The organism is Ruegeria sp. YTSC199 (assembly GCF_059609725.1).
Genome location: NZ_JBXWMF010000004.1, coordinates 134,588 through 155,876, shown reverse-complemented (window position 1 = coordinate 155,876; position 21,289 = coordinate 134,588). Strand labels below are relative to the sequence as shown.

Here is a 21,289-nt window from a genome sequence, read left to right as displayed (position 1 = left end):
AGATGACAACATGAAATTTTTCGGCCTGATCCTGTCCCTCGCCGTTCTTGCGGCCTGCGATCCCTCGTACACCCCCCGTTCCGAGCCCGAGGCGAATTCGGGTCGCTCCGGCGTTTCGGTCTCGGGCTACGCGCGGGTTGGTGTGTCGACAACCAACTGATGTAATGATCCCGCCCGAGTCGAATCCATTGATTCGACGGGCGGTTTTGGTCTAAGCGCGCAGACATGGATCACTTTCTCTACCGCGACGGCGCGCTTTACGCCGAGGATGTCCCGATCTCCGAAATCGCAGCCGCGGTCGGAACTCCGTTCTATGTCTACTCGACCGCGACGCTGCTGCGGCACTTCCAGCTGTTCGATGATGCGTTGGAGGGCACCGAGCATCTTGTCTGCTATGCGATGAAAGCCGCCAGCAACCAGGCGATCCTGAAGACGCTGGCGCAGGCGCGCGCGGGTATGGATGTGGTTTCCGGCGGGGAATACCTGCGCGCCAAGGCGGCGGGCGTTCCGGGTGATAAAATTGTGTTTTCGGGTGTCGGCAAAACCGCCAAGGAGATCCGCACCGCGCTATGCGGAGGCATCCGTCAGTTCAACGTTGAATCCGAGCCCGAGATGGAGGTGATCAACGCGGTCGCGTTGGAACTGGGCGTGGTGGCACCGATCACCGTGCGGGTGAACCCGGATGTGGATGCCAAGACACACGCCAAAATCGCCACTGGAAAGTCGGAAAACAAGTTCGGCATTCCCATCGCTCGTGCGTCCGAAGTGTACGCCCATGCTGCCAGCCTGCCGGGGCTTGAGGTAATTGGCATCGATGTCCATATCGGCTCGCAACTGACCGAGCTGGAACCGTTCGAGCTGGCCTATACCAAGGTCGCCGAACTGACCGAGCAATTGCGCGCCGAGGGCCACAACATCCGCCGCCTTGATCTGGGGGGCGGCTTGGGCATCCCCTATACCCGCGCCAATGACGCGCCTCCGCTGCCGGTGGAATACGGCGCGCTGATCAAGAAAACGCTGGGCCATCTGGATTGCGAGATCGAGATCGAACCGGGCCGTCTGATTGCAGGCAATGCGGGTCTTATGGTCAGCAAGGTGATCTATGTGAAATCCGGCGAAGATCGCGATTTCCTGATCCTCGACGGGGCGATGAACGACCTGATCCGCCCCGCAATGTACGAGGCGCATCACGATATCGTTGCAGTGAATGAGCCCGAACCGGGCGTTGAGCAGCAACCCTATGACATCGTCGGCCCGGTCTGCGAGACCGGTGACACCTTCGCCAAACAGCGCCACATGCCACCGCTTGCACCCGGTGATCTGGTCGCCTTCCGCAGTGCCGGGGCCTATGGCGCGGTGATGGCCAGCGAATACAATACCCGCCCCCTGATCCCCGAGATTCTGGTGCATGGGGATCAATTTGCAGTTATTCGTGAACGGCCGAGCTTTGACGAAATCATAAACCGCGATACCATACCAGAGTGGCTTTGACGCGATGACCGCTCGGGCCCGCTCAGGAGGCCCGCCTTGACCGCAAGACCGAACCTACCGATCCCAAGATTGTCCCTGTGGCTGACGCACGCAGGGATGCTGGCCGAGCAGGTTTTGCGCGCGTTTTGGCCGTTTTTCTCGGTTCTCATGGCGATTTTGGCCGCTTTGATGCTGGGGCTGCAGGATCATGTCCTGATCGAACTGGTCTGGATCGTGGGGGCGCTAACCCTTCTGGGGCTGCTTGCCACACTGATCCTGGGCGTAAGGCGATTTCATGTGCCATCACGGGCCGAGGCGCTGATGCGGCTGGATGCCGCTCTTCCAGGACGTCCGATTCAGGCTCTGATGGATGACCAGGCCATTGGGGCGATGGATGCGGATTCGGTGGCGCTGTGGCACGCGCACCAGACGCGGATGGCGCAACGGGCAGCGCAGGCCGAGCCGGTCAAACCAGACCTGCGGCTGGCCGACCGCGATCCATATGCATTGCGGTATTCCGCCTTGCTGGCGCTGGTTATCGCAGGTCTTTTTGGGTCGTTCTGGCGCATCGGATCAGTGGCCGAGATGGCGCCGGGCGCGGCGATTGCCGGGCAGGGGCCAAGTTGGGAAGGGTGGGTCGAGCCGCCGCGCTATACCGGCCTTCCGACGCTCTATCTGGCCGACCAGACCGATCCGACGCTGTCGATTCCGCAGGGCAGCCGCATCACCTTGCGATTCTACGGAGAAGTTGGTGCGCATAGCCTGACGGAAACAATCACGCCCCTGGGTACTCAGGACGCGGCCGAGCCGGAGCAGGAGTTTATTGTCGAACGCTCCGGTCAGTTGAAGATCGCGGGCCCGTCCGGACGCGATTGGGCGCTGGATGTGGTTCAGGATATCGCGCCCAGCATCGGTGTCGCGGATGCGGCTGAAGCCGAGGCAGGTGGACAGATGAAGCTGCCCTTTGCCGCCAGTGACGATTATGGCGTGGTGTCCGGCAGCGCCACGATCAAGCTGGATCTTGACGCGGTGGATCGCCGCTATGGCCTGACCATAGCACCCGAGGCACGCGAAGCCATCGAGGTGGAACTGCCGATGCCGATTACAGGCGATCGGGCCGATTTCACCGAGGACCTGATCGAGGATTTCTCGCAGCACCCCTGGGCGCATTTGCCGGTCACAATCACCCTGACGGCACGGGATGCGGCGGATCAGGAAAGCCAGTCCGAACCCTATATGACCAAGCTGCCCGCGCGGCGTTTCTTTGATCCGCTGGCGGCGGCAGTGATTGAACAGCGCCGCGATCTGCTGTGGTCGCGGGACAACGCGCCGCGAGTCGCTCAATTGCTGCGGGCGGTCTCGCACCTGCCCGAGGGGTTCTTTCGCTCGGACACCTCTTACCTGCGTTTGCGCGTCACCCTGCGGCGGCTGGAGGCGTTTACCAGATACGATCTGAAGCCCAAGCAGCAGGAGGAGATCGCGCAGGCCCTTTGGGATCTTGCGGTTATCATCGAAGAGGGCACGCTTGCCGATGCGCTGGAGCGGATGCGCCGGGCGCAGGAACGCCTTTCCGAGGCGATGAAGAATGGCGCCTCGGACGAGGAGATCGCCGAACTGATGCAAGAGCTGCGCGAGGCGACACAGGACTACATGCGCCAATTGCAGCGTCTGGCGCAGGAAAACGGTGAGTTCGACGAAAACCAGCAAGGCCAAAACGGCGAGACCCTGCAGATGACGCAGGATGACCTGCAGCGGATGATGGACCGCATTCAGGAACTGATGGAGCAGGGCCGCATGGCCGAGGCGCAGCAGGCGCTGGAAGAGTTCCAGCAGATGATGGAGAACATGCGCGTCACACAAGGTCAGGGTCAGGGCCAGCAATCCGAAGGCCAGCAGGCCATGGAGGGGTTGGCAGAGACTCTGCGTGAACAGCAGGGGCTGAGCGATCAGGCCTTCCGCGATCTGCAGGAACAGTTCAACCCCGGTGCGCAGGCTGGTGAAAGCGAAGGCAACGAGGGCCGCAGCGGTGGTCAGGGCCGGGGGCAAAGCCATGAAGGCCAGGGCGGTCGCGGCTCGGATCAACAGGGTGGTAGCCAACAGGGTGAGGGATCGCTGGCCGATCGCCAGCAGGCCCTGCGGGATGAACTGGGTCGCCAACAACAAGGCCTGCCCGGCGCGGGAACGCCCGAGGGTGAAGCTGCACGCGATGCGTTGGGTCGCGCGGGCCGCGCCATGGACGAGGCCGAAGAGGCCCTGCGCAGCGACGATCTGGCCGAGGCCATTGACCGCCAGTCCGAGGCGATGGAAGCCTTGCGCGAAGGGATGCGGTCGCTTGGTGAGGCTTTGGCCCAGAACCAGCAGAACCAACCCGGCCAAGGCTCGCAGGAGGGCGATATGCAGGCCAACAACCGCGATCCGTTGGGTCGTAACCCGGGCGCGAATGGGTCGATCTCGACCGATGACAACATGCTGCAGGGCGAAGATGTCTACCGCCGCGCCCGCGAACTGCTGGACGAAATCCGCCGCCGTACCGGCGAAACGGACCGCCCTCAGATTGAGTTGGAATACCTTAAGCGGCTGCTGGAGCGCTTCTGACGCTGCCCCGCAACCGGATCAGTTCTGTGCTGTACCCGAGGTCTGCATCTCGAGCCACAGCCGCGCCTGATCCACCATCGTCACATAGGGTTCAAGGATAGGATCGGCCTGCGGAACGGCCTGGCTGATTTTCTGCGCATTGCCATAGATCAGAATCAGCACAATTCCGACAACCAGGATCGCTGCAAAACCGCGCATGAACCCACCGGATTTGCGCGGCGCGGTGTCCTCTGTCGCTGCGGTGTCATCGCTTCGCAAGCTGGAATTGATCGCCTCGACATCCGGCAGCGCGTCCTTCTGCCCCGCGTCTTCCGCGGTCTCGGTGGCTGTCAGCTCTTTGATGGCGCCTTCCGTGTCGGGTTCGGGTTCGGGCGGGGCATCCAGCGCCAGATCGGGCTGGGTTTCTAGGCTACCGCCTTCCTGAGCGCGCAGATCAGCCTCGCGGGCTGCTTCTTCCTTGAGGATACTGGCTACCGCTGGATCGATATTCCCGTTCGCCGCGGGCTTCTCAGGTTCTGGCGCAGCCTCTGGTTCCGGCACGGGTTCAGGCTTGGGCGCTACCTTTACCTCGGTTGCAGATGCAGCCGCTTCCTCTGCCGGTGCTGGCTCTTCCTCTGCCGGTGCTGGCTCTGCCTCGGCAGGCGTGTCTTCGATAACAGACTCGGCCGCCACAGGGGCGGGCTGGTCCGGGTACTTGGCCTGAAACCAGGTGTTCTCGCAATTCGAGCATTGTACGTCGCGGCCTTCTTCAGGAATGACCTCGTCTGGCACCTCGTACTGGGCGCTGCAATTCGGACAAGTAAGACGCATTCTGCCTCCTGGTCGGAACCTCGACCTGATAATAGTTTTTTCAGGGATGTTATTCCGTTAAGACACGACCGCAAAGGGTGTTTTCGGTTTCGCGGCACAAGTGTCACCAATTCGACCCGGTGCAGGCATTGAAACCACAACCGCGCTCGGGCAAGAAGGGCGGCAACTAGAATGGGGGCCCCTGTGATCGAGCTGGAGAATGTCAGCTACACCTATGGTGGAGGCGAACTGCTGAGCGACGTGTCCCTGCAGCTGCAACCGGGGTCGTTTCACTTTCTGACCGGCCCGTCGGGCGCGGGAAAGACCACGTTGCTCAAGCTGTGCTATGGCGCGCTGCTGCCCACATCCGGGCGGTTGAGCGCGTTGGAGCAGGATGTCGCCCGGCTGGATCGGGACCAGATGGCCCTGTTGCGACGCCGGATCGGTGTCGTGCATCAGGACTGCCGGTTTCTGGATCACATGACGGTGGCAGAGAATGTGGCCCTGCCGTTGATGGTATCCGGGCAGGCCGAGACCGCGAAGCGAGAGGACCTGAGCGAATTGCTGTCCTGGGTCGGTCTGGGTGCCCGGCTGGATGCGCACCCGCCGGAACTATCCGGGGGTGAACGTCAGCGCGCTGCCCTGGCCCGTGCGGTGATCCTGTCGCCGGATGTGGTGCTGGCGGATGAACCCACCGGCAATGTGGACTGGGAGATGTCGCAACGCCTGCTGCGCCTGCTGGTCGAGCTGAACAAGATGGGCAAGACCGTGCTGATTGCCACCCATGACCTGAGCCTGATCCGCGCCGCCAAAAGCCAGGTGCAGGCGCGTGTGCTGCGGATCTCGCAACGTCAGGTCCAGCTTGCGGGGGCAGATCTATGAGCAAGGGGATGATCCGGAACCTGTTGAAACGGGACGCGCGTGCCGACCGGGTCGTGCCACCCACCGGCTATACCGCGCATCTGACTCTGTTCGTATCGGGCGCGATGGCGTTTCTGGCGGTGTTTGCGTTGGCGCTGTCGCTGGCCTCGGGGCGGCTGGCCAATCGTTGGGCGACCGAACTGGCCGGGGCCGCGACCCTGCGCATCAACGCTCCAGCCGACCAGCTGGCGGCCCAGACCGAGGCCGCCCTAACCGTGCTGAGCCAGACACCTGGTGTTGCTTCGGCCCGGGCGCTGACGACCGAGGAACAGGCCGCGCTGCTTTCTCCATGGTTCGGTCCCGACCTGCCGCTGGACACCTTGCCGATACCGCAACTGATCGAAATCATCGAAGGAGAGCCCGGTCTGGATGCAACCGGCCTGCGTCTGCGATTGGGGGCCGAAGTGCCGGGCGCCGTACTGGACGACCACACTCGCTGGCGCGAACCGCTGGTGGATGCGGCGATGTCGCTGCGGCGGCTGGGCTGGGTTTCGATCCTGCTGATCGGTGGCGCCACGGCGGCAATGATCACTCTGGCGGCTAATGCGTCGCTGGCGGCCAACGCTCAGATCATCGAGGTGTTGCGTCTGGTCGGTGCCCGTGACCGGTTTATCGCCCGCGCTTTTGTCCGGCGCTTTACCTATCGCGCGTTTTTTGGCGCGGTTGTAGGCGTCCTGCTGGGCATGACAGGCGTGCTGCTGCTGCCCGAGGCCTCGGACGAGGGCGGTTTTCTGACCGGTCTTGGCTTTCAGGGCGCAGGCTGGATACTGCCGGCACTGATCCCGCTGTTAGGTGCCACTGTCGCCTTTCTGGCCACCTGGACTGCCGCCAGCCGCAAATTGAAGGAGCTTTCGTGATGGCCACAGCGTTTCAATGGATCCGTTCGCTGATCTTCATGATCGTGATCTACACTTGGATGCTGATCCTGGGTGTTGTCTTCGCCCCTTATGCCCTGTTCGCCAAAAGTGGCGCGCTGCGGGCCTGCAAGACCTATGCCCGCACAACCATGTGGCTGGCCCGCTGGATGGTTGGCATCCGCACCGAGGTTCGCGGGACCGTGCCCAATGGTGAGGTCGTGGTTGGGGCTAAGCATCAGTCCTTTCTCGACATTATCATTATTTTTGACGCGGTACCCCACGGCAAGTTCATCATGAAAAAGGAACTGCTCTGGACACCGATCATTGGCATGTACGCCCGGCGCCTTGGCTGTATCCCGGTCGATCGAGGCAAAAAGGGTGTGGCCGTGGCCAAGATGGTCAAGGACGTCTCCAAGGAATTCTCCGAGCCCGGCCAGTTGGTCATCTACCCGCAGGGAACCCGCGTCGCGCCAGGGGTGCACATTCCCTACAAGGTGGGCACGGCGGTTCTGTACGAAGGCCTTGGGTTTCCCTGTGTTCCGGTGGCAACCAACGCCGGCGTTTTCTGGCCGCGCACGGGCGTTTTGCGCAAACCCGGGCTGGCGATTGTCGATTTTCTCGATCCGATCGAACCTGGCGTTGGCCGCAAGGATTTCCTGCAACGGCTGGAAGACATGATTGAAACGCGTTCTGATGCATTGATGAAAGAAGTGGGGTTTGACCCGGATGGAGTTCATTGAAGATATCGAAACGCTCGAAGGGCTGTATGGTAAACCCGCCGCGCCCTCGCTGCGCAAGGTGGCGCACCGCCTGACGCCGCTGTATCGAAAGTGGATCATGGCGTCGCGGCTGTGCATTCTGAGTACGGTCGGCCCTGAAGGCACCGATGGCAGCCCGCGCGGGGACGATGGCCCGGTGGTGTTGGAGCTTGACCCCAAGACGCTGGCCTTGCCGGACTGGCGCGGCAACAACCGTCTGGATTCCTTGCGCAATATCGTGCGCGATCCGCGTGTGGCACTTATGTTTCTGGTGCCCGGATCCAACAACGTCGTCCGTGTAAACGGAAAAGCGCGGCTTACCGCTGACGCCGCTCTGCGCGCTCGGTTCGAAAAGAACGGCAAGCTGCCCGCCACTGTTGCTGTCATCGAAATCATCGAGATCTACACGCAATGCGCCCGTGCGATGATGCGTGCGCGAACGTGGAGCGCAGGCGATGAAAGCATCAACATCCCCAGTATGGGAGAAATACTGGCCGAGGTGAGCGAGGGAGAGGAAGGCGGCGCGCGCTATGATTCTGAATGGGGCGCGCGCGCCGCAAAAACGATGTGGTGAACACGCCCACTATATCGCTGCAGCGCCTATTTTGGCGACTTTGGAGTTCCAGCGCTCCACACTGCCGGGCTTTGGGTAGCTGGCTCCTGCGAAATAGGTAAAACGCGTTGGTTTGAAGCCGACAAAGCCCAGAATCTGATCGCGAACCTGCCGAATAAGTGCTTGGCGGTATATTAGCCGCATGAACCAGCCCGGCGTGTCCGACGTCAGGATTACTCGGGCTGTTCGCCCGGTTAGCATCGGGGCGGGGAAACCAATCTTAGTTGTTTTCCGCGTGTCGAACGTGCGTCCCGGGATGAGTACCCGGTCAATCAAACCTTTTAGCTTCGCCGGTAGCCCTCCCCACCACATAGGTGCTGTCAGGACCAGGTGTTCGCTCCACTCAATATCCTGAAGCACCTGTTCCAGTACGGGTTCAAGCGGTTTGAAGTCGTGGTAATTGCCCTGACCAAAGTCATGATCGAAATGCAAATCGCTCAGGTGAATCACCCGGACATCGTGCCCATGGTTTTGGGCGGCGTCTCTATAGGTTTGGGCGAAAGTTCGGGACAAGCTGCTTTCGGCAGGGTGTCCATTGAGAATAAGGATCTTTTTGCGCTGCATTGGGGATCTCCAAAATTGACCATGGTCATTTTATAGAATCAATAAATGACCGCGGTCAATAAAAATTTGACCACGGTCAAAAACCATGCAATTTGAACCTATGCAAAAAACGATTCAGAAACGCACTCTAAAAACCCGGGCTCGCCTGATCGCGGCCTCAGAGGAGGTTATTAAAAGGTGTGGCTACGAAGCTTTGAGGGTTGAAGAAGTCGTTCAGGCAGCCGGCGTGGCCAAAGGTACGTTCTTCGCGCATTTCCGCGACAAAGATGCGCTGATGGAAATTCTGATGGCCGCAAAGCTGAACGCTTGTCTCGACCAGGCCGAAGCAGAAAAACCGCCCAAAACAGGGGCGGACATCGTTACCGCCCTCGAGCCGGTTCACAGCTTCATGACATCCGAACGGTATGTGTTTGACCTGTTGATCAGATATTCAGGCGCAACGGCCATTTCAGAAATTGGCCCGATTGCCTATTGTTTTGAAAGATATTTCCGGGTTGTGATGATGTGGCTCGACGACGCGGACGTCCGCAAGGATGTTTCGACGGATCTTTTGGCCGAAGGAGTGCAGGCTTTCTCCATTCAGGCTATGTCCCTGAAGTTCTGTGCTTTGCATTCCGCACAGACATTCACCGACAGGCTGGAAGTCTATCTTGACGCGTGGCTGACCCCGGCAACGTGAGCGCCGCCGAGGTCGGTTTCCTCAGCTGTGGATTGGACCGTCCCCGCAGGCCAAAGCAGCCTCGCGCACCGCTTCCGAATAGGTCGGGTGGGCGTGGCAGGTCAGGGCCAGATCCTCGGCCGAGGCCCCAAATTCCATCGCGACGCAGACTTCGTGGATCAGGTCACCCGCTGCCGGGCCGATGATGTGGCAACCCAGAATGCGATCGGTTTCCTTGTCGGCCAAAATCTTGACGAAACCGTCGGCGGCAAAGTTTGCCTTGGCGCGGCCGTTGCCCATGAACATGAACTTGCCGACCTTGTAGGCGCGGCCCGCGGCCTTGAGCGTCTCTTCGGTTTCGCCCACGTTCGCCACTTCGGGCCAAGTGTAGATCACGCCCGGGATGACGCCATAATTGACGTGACCATGCTTGCCCGCGACCTGCTCGGCGGCAGCCATACCTTCATCCTCGGCCTTGTGCGCCAACATCGGGCCTTCGGTGACGTCGCCGATGGCATAGATGCCCGGAACGTTGGTCTGCCAGTCAGCACCAACCTTGATCTGGCCGTGCGGGGTCATCTCAACGCCCAGAGCCTCAAGCCCAAGACCGTCCGAGAACGGCTTGCGCCCGGTGGCGACCAGAACGGTGTCGGCGTCGATCACATGCTCGCTGTCATCCTTGCGCAACTTGTACGTGACCTTTGCCTTGGTCTTGGTGGCTTCGGTCTTTTGCACCGCTGCGCCCATGATGAACTTCAGACCCTGCTTCTTGAGAATGCGCTGGAAGGTCTTCTGCACCTCGGGGTCCATGCCCGGCGTGATTACGTCGAGGAACTCGATCACGGTGACCTCGGCGCCCAGACGCTGATAGACGGACCCCAGTTCCAGACCGATAACACCCGCGCCAATCACGACCATCTTTTTCGGGATCTTGCCTAACGACAAGGCACCGGTCGACGTCACGACGACCTTTTCGTCCACTTCAACGCCCGGCAGCGAAGCTGGCTCGGACCCGGACGCGATGATGATGTTCTTGGCGGCGTGGACCTCATCGCCCACCTTCACCTGACCAGCCGCGGGGATCGAACCCCAACCCTTGAGCCAGTCGATCTTGTTCTTCTTGAACAGGAACTCGATACCCTTGGTGTTGCCCTCGATGGTTTCTTCCTTGTAGGCCTGCATCTGTTTCCAGTCGACCGAAGGGCTTTTGCCCTTCAGGCCCATCTTGGCAAAGTTATGCTCTGCCTCATGCAATTGATGAGAGGCGTGCAGCAGCGCCTTGGACGGGATACAGCCCACGTTCAGGCAGGTCCCGCCCAGGGCTTCACGCCCTTCGACAACGGCGGTTTTCAGGCCCAGCTGGGCGCAACGGATGGCGCAGACATAGCCGCCGGGGCCGGCGCCGATTACGATGACGTCATAGTTTGCCATTATACTCTCCTAAGTCGACCGGATGGACCGGTGGCTGCATGATTCAGCGTGGCCGGATCATGCGGTGTTTTCTTCAAACCGGTTCCAGCAGCTTGATCGTTATATGTGCAATGCCGCCCCGTTCATGGTGCATCGCCAACTCTTCCGAGCCAAAAAAAGCCCGGGCCTTGTCCAGGTTCGTGACCTCGAACATGGCGATGGCATGGTCGGCCTGATCCGGGTCACGCCAGACGTGCAGGTCGCGGATACCCGCGGCCTTGCGCATAGGCTTGTCCTCGCGGAACACTTTCAGCCAGGCATCGAAATCGGCCACATCGGCCTGCCACAATACATGAGTTGCCATAATTACAGATCCATCAGCAGGCGGCGCGGATCTTCCAGCGCCTCTTTCACACGAACAAGGAATGTCACCGCACCCTTACCGTCAACAATCCGGTGGTCATAGGACAACGCCAGATACATCATCGGACGGATTTTGATCTCACCGTTGATGACCATCGGGCGGTCCTGAATCTTGTGCATGCCCAGAATACCGGATTGCGGGGGGTTCAGGATCGGCGACGACATCAACGAGCCGTAAACGCCACCATTTGAGATGGTGAAGGTGCCGCCCTGCATCTCGGCCATCGACAGCTTGCCATCACGGGCCCGCTTGCCCTTTTCGGCGATGGCTTTTTCGATCGCGGCGAAGGACATGCTGTCGGCGTCGCGGATGACCGGAACCACCAGACCCTGCGGCGTACCTGCGGCGACGCCCATATGCACGAAATTCTTGTAGACGATGTCGGTGCCGTCGATCTCGGCGTTCACCTCGGGCACTTCCTTCAACGCATGGCAGCAGGCCTTGGTGAAGAAAGACATAAAGCCCAAACGCACGCCGTGTTTCTTCTCGAACTGGTCTTTGTACTGGTTGCGCAGAGCCATCACCTCGGTCATGTCCACCTCGTTGAAGGTGGTCAGGATCGCAGCGGTGTTTTGCGCGTCCTTCAGGCGCTTGGCGATGGTCTGGCGCAGACGAGTCATGCGTACGCGTTCCTCGCGCGATGCATCCTCGGCCGCTACTGGCGCGCGTGGTGCGGGCGCAGGGGCCGGAGCCGCAGCAGGGGCCGGTGCGGCTGCAGTTGCCACGGCCCGGACCACGTCATCTTTCATGATGCGGCCATCGCGACCCGTGCCAGTGACCTGATCGGCGGACAATCCGGCTTCGGCCATCGCTTTTTCGGCCGAGGGCGCATTGGCCACGTCCTTGCCCGAGGTTGCCGCCGCCGGGGCGGCTGCGACCGGAGCAGCGGCAGGAGCTGCAACGGCACCTGCGCCCGAGATCACCGCCAGCTTGGCCGACGCGTCCACGGTGGTTCCTTCGGGAGCCACGATTTCCGCCAGAACGCCAGCGGCCGGGGCAGGGACCTCGACCGAGACCTTGTCGGTTTCCAACTCACACAGCATTTCGTCCTGCGCGACGGCATCGCCAACCTGTTTGAACCAGGTGGATACGGTGGCCTCGGTGACCGACTCGCCCAAGGTGGGCACCATCACATCAACGCTGCCTGCACCAGTGGCCGGTGCGGCCTCGGCTGCGGGGGCCGCGGCCGGTGCAGGTGCTGCCGCGGCGCCTTCACCTGCGGCGATGGTCGCCAGCAAAGCATCGACGCCGACGGTTTCACCCTCGGCGGCTACGATCTCGCCCATCACACCCGCTGTGGGCGAAGGGACTTCGACGGTCACTTTGTCGGTTTCAAGCTCACAGAGCATCTCATCCACAGCCACGGCATCACCGGGTTTCTTGAACCACGTCGCAACGGTGGCTTCGGTAACGGATTCGCCAAGCGTGGGAACACGAACTTCAATGGTCATCGTTTACTTTCCTTCGATGCTCAGCGCTTCGTTCACGAGCGCCTCTTGTTGGGCTTTGTGTTGGCTGGCCAGACCGGTGGCGGGCGAGGCCGAGGTTGCGCGACCGACATAGCGGGGCCGGGTATGTTTGGCCTTAATACGAGTCAGAACCCATTCGATATTGGGTTCGATAAATGTCCAGGCACCTTGGTTCTTGGGTTCTTCCTGACACCAGATGATCTCGGCCCCCTTGAAGCGCTCAAGCTCATTGATCAGTGAATGCGCCGGGAACGGATAGTACTGTTCGATCCGCATCAGGTAGACATCGTCGATGCCGCGTGCGTCACGCTCTTCCAGCAGGTCGTAATAGACCTTGCCGGAACACATCACGACACGTTTGATCTTGTTGTCCTTGACCAGCTTAGTCTCGGAGTTGCCCTGCTGCGCATCGTCCCACAGCACCCGGTGGAAGCTGGAGCCAGTGGTGAACTCTTCGGCGGTGCTGACCGCCAGCTTGTGGCGCAGCAGCGATTTCGGTGTCACCAGGATCAGCGGTTTGCGGAAGGTCCGGTGCAACTGACGGCGCAGGATGTGGAAATAGTTCGCGGGCGTTGTACAGTTCGCTACGATCCAGTTGTCCTGACCGCACATTTGCAGGAACCGTTCCAGGCGTGCCGAACTATGCTCGGGGCCTTGCCCTTCGAAGCCGTGCGGCAGCAGGGTCACAAGGCCGGACATCCGCAGCCATTTGCTTTCGCCCGAGCTTATGAACTGGTCGAACATGATCTGCGCGCCGTTGGCGAAATCACCAAACTGTGCTTCCCAAAGGGTCAGCGCGTTGGGTTCCGCCAGCGAATACCCGTATTCGAAGCCCAAAACCGCGTATTCCGACAGCATCGAGTCGATCACGTCGTATTTCGACTGACCGGCACGGATGTTGTTCAGCGGGTAATACCGCTCTTCGTTTTCCTGGTGCACAAAGCCCGAGTGGCGCTGGCTGAACGTGCCGCGTGTCGCGTCCTGACCGGACAGGCGAACCGGGAAACCTTCGGTCAGCAGCGAGCCAAATGCCAGCGCTTCACCGGTCGCCCAGTCAAAGCCCTTTCCGCTGTCGAACATCTGCCTCTTGTGGTCCAGCAGGCGACCCACAGTCTTGTGCAAGGCAACGTCCTCAGGCGCGTGCGTCAGAGCCTTGCCGATCTCGACCAGTGTAACAGGCGTGATCGCGGTTTCGCCGCGCACGTATTCTTCTTTGTTCTTGTCCAAATGCGACCAGCGCCCGTCCAGCCAGTCGGCCTTGTTGGGCTTGTAGTCCTTGCCCGCCTCGAACTCATCGTTCAGATGCGCCTGGAAGGCGGCTTTCATGTCCTCGATCTCACCTTCCGGAATCAGGCCATCCTTGACCAAGCGTTCGGTGTACAGAGACAGCGTAGTCTTATGTGTCTTGATCTTCTTGTACATGATCGGGTTGGTGAACATGGGCTCATCGCCCTCGTTATGACCAAACCGGCGGTAGCAGAAGATGTCGATGACCACGTCCTTGTGGAACTTCTGGCGGAACTCGGTCGCCACCTTGGCAGCGTGGGTCACAGCCTCGGGGTCGTCGCCGTTTACGTGGAAGATCGGTGCCTCAACCATCAGCGCGATATCGGTGGGATACGGGCTGGAGCGCGAGAAATGCGGCGCAGTGGTGAAACCGATCTGGTTGTTGACTACGATATGCATGGTGCCGCCGGTCTTGTGACCACGCAGACCCGACAAGCCGAAGCCTTCGGCCACAACACCCTGGCCGGCAAAGGCCGCATCGCCGTGCAGCAGGATGCCCATTACCGCAGTACGGTCAGTGTCGTTCAACTGATCCTGCTTGGCACGGACTTTGCCCAGAACCACCGGGTTCACCGCCTCAAGGTGCGAGGGGTTCGCGGTCAGAGATAGGTGCACGCTATTGCCGTCGAATTCACGGTCGCTGGACGCGCCAAGGTGGTATTTTACGTCGCCCGACCCATCCACGTCCTCGGGCTTGAAGCTGCCGCCCTGAAATTCGTTGAAGATCGCGCGATAGGGTTTGTTCATCACATTGGCCAGAATGTTCAGGCGGCCCCGGTGCGGCATTCCGATGACGATGTCCTTGATCCCCAATGCGCCACCGCGCTTGATGATCTGCTCCATCGCCGGGATCAACGCTTCACCGCCGTCCAGACCGAACCGCTTGGTGCCCATATACTTGACGTGCAGGAACTTCTCGAAACCTTCAGCCTCGACCATCTTGTTCAGGATCGCCTTACGGCCTTCCTTGGTGAACTGGATTTCCTTGCCATAGCCTTCGATCCGTTCTTTCAGCCATGCGGCCTGTTCGGGATCCGAGATATGCATGTATTGCAGCGCAAACGTGCCGCAATAAGTCCGCTTCACGATCTCGACGATCTGGCGCATGCTGGCCATCTGAAGGCCCAGCACGTTGTCAATAAAGATCGGTCGATCCATGTCGGCTTCGGTGAAGCCATAGGTCCTGGGGTCCAGCTCAGGGTGTGTGCTGGCTGCGCGCATCCCCAGCGGGTCCAGATTGGCGGCCAGATGACCCCGGATCCGATAGGCCCGGATCAGCATCAGCGCCCGCAGGCTGTCCAGAACCGCACGTTTGATCTGGTCTTCGCTGACCTCAACGCCCTTGTCCGCAGCCTTGTCCTTGATCTTCTTGCCCGCTGCCTTGGCGTCGATCTCCGCCCATTCGCCGGTCAGAGCACCGGTCAGATCATCCGCCGGCGTCGGAGGCCAGTCGGTGCGTGCCCAGGACGGCCCTTCGGCCTCTTTCTGAACGTCCGGTGTGGCGTCACCCATGGCCTTGAAGAACTCGGCCCAGGCGGCATCTACCGCCCCGGGATTCTTGGTGTACTGGGCATAAAGCTGCTCCAGATACTCGGCATTGTGCCCCTGCATGAAGCTTGAGGCGTGGAACGCGGAATTGGGCGTATGTTCGGTCATTGGGCTACCTCATATGGGTTGGGACCGTATTGGTTGGTGCCTGGTTGAGACGGGCGGGTCAGCCACCACAGAACCAGGAGGGGCGACACAAACAGAACGAAAAGTGTCGGAAGGACGACCAGCAACGTGGCGCGGGTGAACAGAATGTCCAGATTGCCGCCATGCTGGAAATGAGAGGCAAGGCCGATGCCAAAAACAAGCACGGCCCCGGCGCCAAGGATCAATAGGATTGGCAGCAGAGCATAAAGCCCGCTGCGCCCGGTATCATGCATCCGCCGCCACGCGACGGCCAGATGCGGGAAGAACACGATCAGGCTGACGATGCTTTGCACCGGCTGGTTGGACGTTGCGGTGACTTGTTTGACTTCATCGGTCTGCGTCGTAGCGACCTGAGTGAAGAACTGCCAGTCGATGACCCCGGCGATAAAGCTCCAGATCACGATGAACAGGAAAAAGAACCAGTATTCGGGCCGCGAGGCGCGACCCGAGAAGGTGAAGAACTTGGAAAAACAGGTGCGGATGGCGTCGGAGAAGGTCATTGCTTTTGCCTTATCGTTCGACGTCTTATGTCCAGAGTTAAGGCGGCATGAGGCGTTCTGCCGAAGGCCTCTTTGAACTCCGCTTCGTCAAATCTCCAAAACCAAATTTTTGCGGGTCCAGCGCCCAAATCGGGTTCTGGAAGTGGGCGGTTTTCCAAGTCGGTGGGTTTTCTGTCCAAACTCTGCTTTGCTATGTTTGCTTGGCTCGATGGGTATCCCCAAGTTGTCGCCGAAAGGTATCTAGAAGGACCATACTCACGTTCACGAGTTTCGCCTAGATCCTCGATATTGAATGCCCAGATTGCATCTCTTATTTTTGTCGCGTCCTCGAACGAAGTACTATGATAGTTGCAACCCAAACTAATGCTGGAAGCAGTTTCGTCTTTGCGATCAGATAGCAACAAGAATGCGCTGGGGTTTTGGTCCGTCCACAACACTTCATAGTGTCCTAATTCGGCTCCTTCAGAAATTGTGTTTACATGATCGAGAAGGTTAGTGGACACACCAGTTTCTAGATCCAACTCGAGCGGGTTGTGATCCTTGTACGTAAAAGCAGGCAGTAAGTACCCATCTGTGACGAGCCCCAGCATTGAGTCAGTGAAGGGTGCTCGGAAACGCTTCCACCCTCTAGCAAGAAACTTTTGAGAAATAGCTACGGTATCCTCGGTCGACCAAGTACAAAGTTCGATTACGTCCTTTGTTGGCTTGGAGAAGTCGGGCGATGCGTTCGCACCAGCTGTTGATGCAGAGTACAGGCAGGCAAGAACAATAACCAAAACATGCCGAAAGCGAGGGAACTTCTTCCCCCGCTTCGCAAAGCATGTACTTTGGTGCGCCATCGCGACTACCCAATCGCTTCCAGCACAGCCTCACCCAACTGCGCTGGGCTTTCGGCCACGACGATACCGGCCGAGCGCATGGCTTCGATCTTGTCCTCGGCACCGCCCTTGCCACCGGCGACAATCGCGCCCGCGTGGCCCATGCGGCGGCCCGGAGGGGCCGTGCGGCCTGCGATGAAACCGGCGGTCGGCTTTTTGCGGCCCTTCTTGGCCTCATCCGCCAGGAACTGCGCGGCTTCTTCTTCGGCCGAGCCGCCGATCTCACCGATCATGATGATCGAGTGGGTTTCGTCATCGGCCAGGAACCATTCCAGCACGTCGATATGCTCAGTCCCTTTGATCGGATCGCCGCCGATGCCCACACAGGTGGACTGGCCCAGGCCTACGTCTGTTGTCTGTTTCACAGCTTCATAAGTAAGCGTACCCGAGCGGGAAACGACACCCACGCTCCCGCGTTTGTGAATGTGGCCGGGCATGATGCCGATCTTGCAGGCGTCGGGCGTGATCACACCGGGGCAGTTCGGCCCGATCAGGCGTGACTTGCTGCCTTCCAGCGCGCGCTTCACCTTCATCATGTCCAGAACCGGAATGCCTTCGGTGATGCAGACGATCACTTCCATCTCGGCATCAATCGCTTCGAGGATCGAATCCGCTGCGAAGGGCGGCGGAACATAGATCACGCTGGCGTTGGCTTCGGTCACGGCCTTGGCTTCGTGGACCGAGTTGAACACGGGCAGGTCAAGATGTGTCATGCCGCCTTTGCCGGGGGTCACGCCGCCGACCATCTTGGTGCCATACGCGATGGCCTGTTCGCTGTGGAATGTGCCCTGCGAGCCAGTAAAGCCCTGACAGATCACTTTGGTATTTTCGTCGATGAGGACTGCCATTTGGCGTTCTCCTTTATTGGATTTCTGAGGGCGCGCCTATTCGTCGTAAATTAGCGACGGGACTCTTCCCTGTGGTACTGGTTGAGAAATCAGAAACACGTTGCTTGTCGTGCTCCCCATGTCTTTTGCGTCGTGTGTAAGAAGGCTGCCGTTTGGAAGCTGGATAGCGTATTCGAACCTGTCGGATGGAAACTCTTCTTCAGTTCCTGAGCCCACTGCCGAGTGGGCTGCATTCAAAATTGCATTCCCAATGACTGACGAAGGCTCGGAACTTATCGCTCTAATGCCGCAGACCTCGACGTCAGATGCACCTGGGAGGTTCCGAAGGCCAACATAGATCTTGCTATTCGGCACGACATAAACTGAATGAATTGGACCTAGATCCTTTGAGGAATTCAGCGAAGCAGCGCGGGCGTTACTTTGAAAGTTTCCGAAATCAGGAAGGCTTGCCAGACAAGTGCTTGAGAATGCATTAGCCGCTTGTTGCGCAACGCTTCCTTCGGAAGAATGCCTTGAAGGGCTTTCATCACACGCAGAAAGCAAAGCGCTTGAGGCTAACATTCCCGACAGCAGACTTATACGATGGGCTGTGTTCACCCCTTAACCGCCTTCACGATCTTCTCTGCTCCGTCTTTCAGGTTGTCCGCCGCGATCACGTCCAGGCCAGAGGTGTTGATGATCTCTTTGCCCTTCTCGACATTCGTGCCTTCAAGACGCACGACCAGCGGAACCTGCAGGCCGACCTCTTTCACCGCGGCGACAACGCCCTCAGCAATCACATCGCAGCGCATGATGCCGCCGAAGATGTTGACCAGAATACCTTTGACCTGCGGGTCCGAGGTGATGATCTTGAACGCCTCAGTGACTTTCTCTTTGGTGGCACCGCCGCCCACGTCGAGGAAGTTGGCAGGCTCGGCACCGTAGAGCTTGATGATGTCCATCGTCGCCATCGCCAGACCAGCACCGTTGACCATACAGCCGATCTCACCGTCCAGCGCGATGTAGTTCAGGTCGTACTTGGAGGCTTCCAGTTCCTTGGGGTCTTCCTCGGTCGTGTCGCGCAATTCGGCGATGTCGGGGTGGCGGTAAACCGCGTTGCCGTCAAAGCCAACCTTGGCGTCCAGCACTTTCAGGTCGCCCTTGTCGGAAACGATCAGCGGGTTGATTTCCAGCATCTCCATGTCCTTCTCGACGAAGGCGTTATAGAGCTGACCCATCAGCTTGACGCATTGCTTGACCTGCGCGCCTTCCAGGCCCAGCGAGAAGGCGATGCGACGGCCGTGATAGGGCTGATAACCCGTGGCAGGATCGACCGAGAAGGACAGGATTTTCTCGGGCGTGGCGGCTGCCACCTCTTCGATATCCATGCCGCCTTCGGTGGAGCAGACGAACGAGATACGGCTGGTCTGGCGGTCCACCAGCAGGGCCAGGTACAGCTCGCGTTCGATGCCGGAACCGGCCTCGATATAGATGCGGTTGACCTGCTTGCCTGCGGGGCCGGTCTGATGGGTTACCAGCGTGCGGCCCAGCATCTTCTTGGCTTCTTCGGCGGCTTCTTCCACCGACTTGGTCAGACGAACGCCGCCTTTTTCACCAGCGTCGGCCTCTTTGAAAGAACCCTTGCCGCGGCCGCCCGCGTGGATTTGTGCTTTGACAACCCACAGGGGGCCATCCAGTTCACCGGCTGCGGTTTTGGCTTCCTCGGCGCGCAGAACTGCGCGACCTTCGGAGACCGGAGCGCCATAGCTGCGAAGAAGAGCTTTGGCCTGATATTCGTGAATGTTCATCGAAACTGTCCCGTCTGACTACGATTACACCGTTATAGAGGTGCCTAGGGGGCATTTATAAAGGGTTTTTTTATGCCAATGCGGTTTTTAGTGAAGATTTTTCACTTTTGTGATCACAGTTTTTTTGGGTGTGATCACAAAACTATTTATCGATTCGAATCTAACTTACGAAATCGCGGGGCGGGCGCCGCGTCAGTTGAAATAAAGCGCGAAACTTCCGGCGTTGCCTTGTGTCATCCGCTGGAAGGCCAGCCAGTTTGCGTTGGTTATCTTGGGACCCTTGGCGGCATAAGGTATGGCGGCCCGTCCATGAAGCCAGGATAGCAGATCAATCGGCGCAGGATCATCGAACCAGACCGAAACATCTATGCCGTATTCTTCGGGTAAAAACGGATGCGGGGCCAGAAGACGGCCTTCCAAAACGGCTTGCGCGTCGTCCAGAACACTCCTCCAGGCCTGAATCGTTTCATCGTCCAGCGTTATACCCAAAACACTTGATTGGTTCGGGTTCGCAATCCACTCGCGGTCATTATCCGTCTCGCGTTCCAGCGCTTCCCAGAACATGCGGTTTTGCGCCAGCATGTTCAGCCAGTGATCCCGCGCGCGGGCAATTCTTGTGGGGTCGGGTTCGGAGTCCAGTGCTTTGATCAACGCGTAAACTGCGTTGCGGGTCTCGTTTGGGATTTGTTCTTGTATCGTTCGTCTCACACGGTGCTGCATTTTCTTCTGAGAGTCCGTATCCAGGTATTTTGTCAGTTCTTCGGGTGACAGCTTTCGTTCGTGCGCCCGGATTTCATTCCGTATCAGTCGGCGCTGTCGGAACGTGTCACCGTGGTCTATCCTTGCAATCTTGCGCTGTGTTCGCAGGTCTTCCAGTTCTAGCTTTAGTTCGGCTGCTTCACCTGCCTCGGCCATCTCGCTAATTCGAGCTTCCAGATCGCGCTCTTTCTGGCGCAAAAGTTCCAAGTCTTCCTCCTGTTGATCCTCGAACGCGTTCAATTCCTCTAATTGAACTTCCAATGCTGTGATCTTTAGAAGGATGGCATCTGAATTAAAGGATGGCATCTGAATTATAGGTGTTGGGAATTGTGGGTGCATCCGCCAACATGGCCTCGGCAAACAGCAAGTCGGCAAAGATGGTTGAAGGGTCAAAGGCCAGAATGCCCTCGGCGATACCCGAGAGCATGTGTGTGTAGGCCGTCAGCCATGCGTGATCGGCCCCATCGAAGCGTACGGTGAGTGGCGCAATGGTCTCTTCCCTTTCGGGTCGCGCATTGCGGGGCACTGCAAATTGCACCAACAGGTTCGAAACATTCTCGCCTTCATCCAAGAGTCCGTTTCTATTGATGTCGAACCACAGATCGGTCACCACCATCTCGAACGGTTCTGCGGTCTCGGTACTTGTCTGCGCCAGTGTCCCTCGGGCGGCTTCGAGGTCAACGGCGAAGACCTGGATCATCTCGGCAAAGGTTGTCGGCGTGCGGTTATCCGGCGCCGGGTTGGCGGACCTGCCGCGGCTCATTCCAAAAACGCGGCCAAACCCACGGCCGATCCCATATTGGTATTGGGTCTGCAGCAGAACTTCCACCGCGCGCAGCGTTTCGAGCGTGCCGCGCTCGAACGACCCTTCGCGGGCTGTCTCAAGACGTTGCGTCAGTGTTTGCGGGGTCGTTTGGGCCGCAGTGCTGGTGGCGATGCCGAGCAACGCAATCAGAAGCAGTTTCTTCATAAATGTAAGGCCTGTAATAAAAAAACGCGCCGAGCTG

At 59.2% G+C, this 21,289-nt stretch carries 20 protein-coding genes; 8 read left to right on the top strand and 12 right to left on the bottom strand.

Annotated features, from left to right (window positions below):
- The first annotated feature begins 10 nt into the window (after positions 1-10).
- The 3 genes from AC2FEE_RS05260 (at position 11) to AC2FEE_RS05250 (ending at position 4,065) form a co-directional block, all read left to right on the top strand.
- Positions 11-160, top strand: coding sequence for a hypothetical protein (locus AC2FEE_RS05260; protein ID WP_496863540.1), 150 nt, complete (start codon positions 11-13; stop codon positions 158-160).
- A gap of 65 nt (positions 161-225) precedes the next feature.
- Positions 226-1,491 carry a diaminopimelate decarboxylase gene (lysA, locus tag AC2FEE_RS05255; protein ID WP_496863539.1) on the top strand — a complete coding sequence of 422 codons (1,266 nt, stop codon included), beginning with the start codon at positions 226-228 and terminating at the stop codon, positions 1,489-1,491.
- 36 nt (positions 1,492-1,527) lie between these two features.
- On the top strand, positions 1,528-4,065 hold the full coding sequence (locus AC2FEE_RS05250) for a TIGR02302 family protein (protein WP_496863538.1): 2,538 nt from the start codon (positions 1,528-1,530) through the stop codon (positions 4,063-4,065).
- An 18-nt stretch (positions 4,066-4,083) separates the two neighbouring features.
- Here AC2FEE_RS05250 and AC2FEE_RS05245 read toward each other — a convergent pair whose 3' ends face one another.
- Positions 4,084-4,875, bottom strand: a complete 792-nt coding sequence (locus AC2FEE_RS05245; protein WP_496863537.1) for a zinc-ribbon domain-containing protein — start codon at positions 4,873-4,875, stop codon at positions 4,084-4,086.
- A 183-nt stretch (positions 4,876-5,058) separates the two neighbouring features.
- Here AC2FEE_RS05245 and AC2FEE_RS05240 point away from each other — a divergent pair, with 183 nt between their 5' ends.
- Genes AC2FEE_RS05240 through AC2FEE_RS05225 form a run of 4 tightly spaced genes read left to right on the top strand, consistent with a single transcriptional unit; the run spans position 5,059 to position 7,964 of the window.
- On the top strand, positions 5,059-5,736 hold the full coding sequence (locus AC2FEE_RS05240) for a cell division ATP-binding protein FtsE (RefSeq protein WP_496863702.1): 678 nt from the start codon (positions 5,059-5,061) through the stop codon (positions 5,734-5,736).
- A complete protein-coding gene (locus AC2FEE_RS05235) occupies positions 5,733-6,632 on the top strand; it encodes a cell division protein FtsX (RefSeq protein WP_496863536.1) in 900 nt (299 codons plus the stop codon). The genes AC2FEE_RS05240 and AC2FEE_RS05235 overlap by 4 nt, the downstream gene beginning before the upstream one ends.
- Complete coding sequence (locus AC2FEE_RS05230; protein ID WP_496863535.1) at positions 6,632-7,372, top strand: lysophospholipid acyltransferase family protein; 741 nt, start codon at positions 6,632-6,634, stop codon at positions 7,370-7,372. Before AC2FEE_RS05235 ends, AC2FEE_RS05230 begins: the two co-directional genes overlap by 1 nt.
- Positions 7,359-7,964: a pyridoxamine 5'-phosphate oxidase family protein gene (locus AC2FEE_RS05225; protein ID WP_496863534.1), complete on the top strand. Its 606-nt coding sequence runs from the start codon at positions 7,359-7,361 to the stop codon at positions 7,962-7,964. Before AC2FEE_RS05230 ends, AC2FEE_RS05225 begins: the two co-directional genes overlap by 14 nt.
- A gap of 9 nt (positions 7,965-7,973) precedes the next feature.
- On the opposite strand, the gene AC2FEE_RS05220 is transcribed toward AC2FEE_RS05225, so the two are convergent.
- Positions 7,974-8,567 carry an NAD(P)H-dependent oxidoreductase gene (locus AC2FEE_RS05220; protein WP_496863532.1) on the bottom strand — a complete coding sequence of 198 codons (594 nt, stop codon included), beginning with the start codon at positions 8,565-8,567 and terminating at the stop codon, positions 7,974-7,976.
- 100 nt (positions 8,568-8,667) lie between these two features.
- On the opposite strand from AC2FEE_RS05220, the gene AC2FEE_RS05215 reads away from it, so the two are divergent.
- Positions 8,668-9,246 (top strand): TetR/AcrR family transcriptional regulator, encoded by a 579-nt coding sequence (locus tag AC2FEE_RS05215; protein WP_496863531.1) that lies wholly within the window; start codon positions 8,668-8,670, stop codon positions 9,244-9,246.
- A 21-nt stretch (positions 9,247-9,267) separates the two neighbouring features.
- Here the strand turns inward: AC2FEE_RS05215 and lpdA are convergent, their stop codons facing one another.
- From lpdA to AC2FEE_RS05165, 10 genes are all read right to left on the bottom strand, one after another.
- Entirely contained in the window at positions 9,268-10,656 is a 1,389-nt protein-coding gene (lpdA, locus tag AC2FEE_RS05210; RefSeq protein ID WP_496863530.1) for a dihydrolipoyl dehydrogenase, read from the bottom strand.
- Between the two features lie 73 nt (positions 10,657-10,729).
- Positions 10,730-10,999, bottom strand: a complete 270-nt coding sequence (locus AC2FEE_RS05205; protein WP_170333339.1) for a hypothetical protein — start codon at positions 10,997-10,999, stop codon at positions 10,730-10,732.
- A 2-nt stretch (positions 11,000-11,001) separates the two neighbouring features.
- A complete protein-coding gene (gene odhB / locus AC2FEE_RS05200) occupies positions 11,002-12,510 on the bottom strand; it encodes a 2-oxoglutarate dehydrogenase complex dihydrolipoyllysine-residue succinyltransferase (protein ID WP_496863528.1) in 1,509 nt (502 codons plus the stop codon).
- A 3-nt stretch (positions 12,511-12,513) separates the two neighbouring features.
- Positions 12,514-15,471, bottom strand: coding sequence for a 2-oxoglutarate dehydrogenase E1 component (locus tag AC2FEE_RS05195; RefSeq protein WP_496863527.1), 2,958 nt, complete (start codon positions 15,469-15,471; stop codon positions 12,514-12,516).
- Positions 15,468-16,010 carry a DUF805 domain-containing protein gene (locus AC2FEE_RS05190; protein WP_496863526.1) on the bottom strand — a complete coding sequence of 181 codons (543 nt, stop codon included), beginning with the start codon at positions 16,008-16,010 and terminating at the stop codon, positions 15,468-15,470. The genes AC2FEE_RS05195 and AC2FEE_RS05190 overlap by 4 nt, the downstream gene beginning before the upstream one ends.
- Positions 16,007-16,849, bottom strand: a complete 843-nt coding sequence (locus tag AC2FEE_RS05185; RefSeq protein ID WP_496863524.1) for a hypothetical protein — start codon at positions 16,847-16,849, stop codon at positions 16,007-16,009. Before AC2FEE_RS05185 ends, AC2FEE_RS05190 begins: the two co-directional genes overlap by 4 nt.
- A gap of 5 nt (positions 16,850-16,854) precedes the next feature.
- Entirely contained in the window at positions 16,855-17,736 is an 882-nt protein-coding gene (gene sucD, locus AC2FEE_RS05180) for a succinate--CoA ligase subunit alpha (protein WP_496863523.1), read from the bottom strand.
- Positions 17,737-18,329: 593 nt separating this feature from the next.
- Entirely contained in the window at positions 18,330-19,523 is a 1,194-nt protein-coding gene (gene sucC, locus AC2FEE_RS05175; protein WP_496863522.1) for an ADP-forming succinate--CoA ligase subunit beta, read from the bottom strand.
- Between the two features lie 192 nt (positions 19,524-19,715).
- Entirely contained in the window at positions 19,716-20,489 is a 774-nt protein-coding gene (locus tag AC2FEE_RS05170; protein ID WP_496863521.1) for a hypothetical protein, read from the bottom strand.
- Positions 20,490-20,574: 85 nt separating this feature from the next.
- A complete protein-coding gene (locus tag AC2FEE_RS05165) occupies positions 20,575-21,252 on the bottom strand; it encodes a hypothetical protein (RefSeq protein WP_496863519.1) in 678 nt (225 codons plus the stop codon).
- Positions 21,253-21,289: the final 37 nt, after the last annotated feature.